The organism is Bacteroidales bacterium, assembly GCA_021157585.1.
GTDB lineage: Bacteria > Bacteroidota > Bacteroidia > Bacteroidales > UBA12170 > UBA12170.
This window is the reverse complement of record JAGGWH010000116.1, coordinates 1-3,231: the sequence shown is the minus strand read 5'-3', so window position 1 is coordinate 3,231 and position 3,231 is coordinate 1. Positions and strand designations below refer to the sequence as shown.

Sequence of the window (3,231 nt, the reverse complement as noted above, 5' to 3'; positions counted from 1 at the left end):
GTCGGGGTGGCAGGATTCGAACCTGCGACCTCCTCGTCCCAAACGAGGCGCGATAACCGGGCTACGCTACACCCCGAATTGGCTATCTTTGTGGAATTAGTCTTAGTAAACCGATTCCGGGCGGAGTTTATCCCGCACTTGTTGCGGGGCTACACCCCGAATTGGCTATCTTTAAGAAACCTTTCGATTCCTCTTTTTTTAATTCTTTTTTCTAATTTCATTGCTTTGGATCTATTTTCAACCTCAAAAGTTGAAATTAATTCCCATGGCAAACCACTTTTGGTTGAAGGTACAAATCCATTATTATGTCTTTTAAACCTTTTATCAATATTATGTGTCTGTCCAACATAATATTGTAACCTTTTTTCACTATACAATATGTAAACTACATATTCCATATTAATTTTGTCTGGGTGGTCACGCCTCAAAGCGTGACGACCTCCTCGTCCCAAACGAGGCGCGATAACCGGGCTACGCTACACCCCGAATTGGCTATCTTTGTGGAATTAGTCTTAGTAGACCGGTTCCGGGCGGAGTTTATCCCGCACTTGTTGCGGGGCTACACCCCGAATTGTTAGTGAAAATTAAAATAACTTTCAAAGTGTATTTTAATTGTTAGTTAACTAATCCCACTATTAGCGGAAGCCTATTCTTAATACAAATATTAAAGAATTTCACTATTTAAAGAACTAAATTTGAATATTAGTTTGTATCAATTTTCGGTGTGCAAATATAAAACTAATTCTTACTTTGACAAGTAAAAAAGTAAATTATTCAAAGGCTAATTTATATATCCTTGAAATTGCGTTTGATAATTCAGAAATACTAATAATCCTACTCTTTCTTATGGTTTCCTTCCCCTCAAAAAACACTAAAATCGTGGGCTCCACAAAGACACTGTTTTTTGCTGAAACTTCAGGAGAAACATTCATATCAACAAAACAAAATGGAATCTTTGGGAAATTATTCTCTAATAAATCTAACACTTTAGGTTCTAAAGCTTCACCTACATTGCAGCTTATGGTTGAAAAATAAAACAATACTCCCATATTTTTATTAAGAGTTTCTTTAAATTCTTCTATAGTGGTAACAGTATTAAATTCCATTTCTATTTTTTTAATAGCGCAAAAATACAAAACTGAAAGTTTCACTGCTCATTTTAAACTATTATTTTTTATTATATCCCTATTAAGAAAAAAAATACCTAAAACTAGAATTAAAGTCAATAATTAATTATTTTTGCTCAACAAATAAAAAACAATAAAAATGAGTGATACAATAGAAAGAATAAAATGTTTGATTATTGGTTCTGGTCCTGCAGGTTATACTGCAGGAATTTATGCAGCTAGAGCTGATCTAAAACCTGTAATATATACAGGGATGGAAATGGGCGGACAATTAACAACTACTACTGAAGTGGATAATTTTCCAGGTTACCCTGAAGGATCTGACGGAACTGCAATGATGGAAGATTTTAAAAAACAAGCCGAACGTTTTGGTACCGAAGTTAGATTTGGAGTTATTACTGCAGTTAATTTAAGTAGTAAAGTTGGTGGAATTCATAAAGTTACTGTAGATGCTTCTAAAGAAATTGAAGCAGAAACTGTTATTATTTCTACTGGTGCAACTGCCAAATATTTAGGATTGGAAAGTGAACAAAGATTAATTGGAGGTGGTGTTTCTGCCTGCGCTACATGTGACGGATTCTTCTATAAAGGGCAAGATGTTGTGGTAATTGGTGCCGGTGATACTGCTGCTGAAGAAGCAACTTATTTATCAAATATTTGTAACAAAGTAACCATATTGGTTCGTAAAGACTATATGCGTGCTTCAAAAGCAATGCAACATCGAGTTCAGAAAACGAAGAATATTGAAGTGATGTTCCATACAGAACTTGATGAAGTATTAGGTGATAAAGTTGTGGAAGGTGTTAGAGTTGTAAATAACCAAACACAGAAAAAACAAGTTATTGATGTAACTGGTTTATTTATAGCAATCGGACACAAACCAAATACCGAAATTTTTCAAGATGTTTTAGAAATGGATGAAGTGGGTTACTTAATTACCAAAGGAAAATCAACCAAAACAAATCTGCCAGGAGTATTTGCCGCAGGCGATGTTCAGGATAAAGAATACCGCCAAGCCATTACCGCTGCTGGAACAGGTTGTATGGCTGCTCTTGATGCAGAAAGATATTTAGGCGCATTATAATAAAATTCTTTGCAAGACAAAATAAAATCAAAACCTTCTTTATTTACTTAAAGAGGGTTTTTTATTTTTATTCCCATACCATTCTAAAACCAGTAAAATTATAATTCCTAAAATTATAAAACCTATAGCCTGCCAGGTTGTAGCTTCATTTAAACTTGGCATATATCTACGGTAATTCTCTATTACACTATTACCTAAACTATCCACCAAAACCTTTCCGTTTTCGGATTTATAGATGGCTTCTTTCCATGGCCATACTATCCCTAAAGAACCAGCAATAAAACCAATGATCAGCGCTGTTATAGTTTGATGCCAGTGCTTTAATAAAAACCCAAGAATATGTGAAGTAACTACCAATCCGAAAACAGAACCCAAAGTAAAACTTGAAATGATCTTTAAATAACGTATTCGAACAGGATCATGAATAAAATCAAAGTTCCAGGTAAAAATATCAGTAATTATTTTATATAATTCATTTACAGAATCTACTAAAAGCAACACATAATTACCCATTAAAATCAATATAAATGATCCCGATAATCCAGGTAAAGTCATCCCGGTAACACCTATAATTCCACAGAAAAAGACAAACCAAAGGTTATCATTTTCCTTCGCCGGACTCATAAAGCTTATAGCAATACCAATTCCCACACCAATTATTATAGTAATGATATTTTTTCGATTCCAATCTTTAAAGTCTTTTGCAATATAATAGATCGAACCCAAGATCATACCAAAAAAAAGACTCCAGACAAGTAATTCAAAATGTTTTATAAAATAATCAAGTACTTTGGAAACACTAAAATAACTAAAGGTGCTTCCGGCAAAAACTAACAATAAAAAACGACCATTTACATACTGGTAAAACCCTCTGAATCTTTTATTTATTAAAAGCATTAATGCCTTTCTGTTTATTTTTTGCAAAGAGTAAATCAATTCTTCATAAAAACCGGTTACAAATGCAACAGTTCCACCCGATACACCAGGCACCTTATTTGCAGCACCCATTGCTACTCCTTT

At 33.9% G+C, this 3,231-nt stretch carries 4 protein-coding genes and 1 tRNA gene; 1 reads left to right on the top strand and 4 read right to left on the bottom strand.

Annotated elements, in window-relative coordinates; translation table 11 throughout:
• Position 1 precedes the first annotated feature (1 nt).
• The 3 genes from J7K39_08070 to J7K39_08060 form a co-directional block, all read right to left on the bottom strand.
• Positions 2–76, bottom strand: a tRNA-Pro gene (locus J7K39_08070).
• Between the two features lie 73 nt (positions 77–149).
• Positions 150–398: a GIY-YIG nuclease family protein gene (locus tag J7K39_08065; protein MCD6179845.1), complete on the bottom strand. Its 249-nt coding sequence runs from the start codon at positions 396–398 to the stop codon at positions 150–152.
• A 372-nt stretch (positions 399–770) separates the two neighbouring features.
• Positions 771–1,106: a thioredoxin family protein gene (locus J7K39_08060; GenBank protein MCD6179844.1), complete on the bottom strand. Its 336-nt coding sequence runs from the start codon at positions 1,104–1,106 to the stop codon at positions 771–773.
• Between the two features lie 160 nt (positions 1,107–1,266).
• Here J7K39_08060 and trxB point away from each other — a divergent pair, with 160 nt between their 5' ends.
• Positions 1,267–2,211 (top strand): thioredoxin-disulfide reductase, encoded by a 945-nt coding sequence (gene trxB / locus J7K39_08055; protein MCD6179843.1) that lies wholly within the window; start codon positions 1,267–1,269, stop codon positions 2,209–2,211.
• A gap of 39 nt (positions 2,212–2,250) precedes the next feature.
• On the opposite strand, the gene J7K39_08050 is transcribed toward trxB, so the two are convergent.
• On the bottom strand, positions 2,251–3,231 hold a 981-nt coding region (locus tag J7K39_08050; protein MCD6179842.1), incomplete at its 5' end, for a DUF368 domain-containing protein.

Coding starts and splice junctions, on each gene's coding strand:
- J7K39_08065 (MCD6179845.1), bottom strand. CDS start 398: ATGGAATATGTAGTTTACATATTGTATAGTGAAAAAAGGTTACAATAT.
- J7K39_08060 (MCD6179844.1), bottom strand. CDS start 1,106: ATGGAATTTAATACTGTTACCACTATAGAAGAATTTAAAGAAACTCTT.
- trxB (MCD6179843.1), top strand. CDS start 1,267: ATGAGTGATACAATAGAAAGAATAAAATGTTTGATTATTGGTTCTGGT.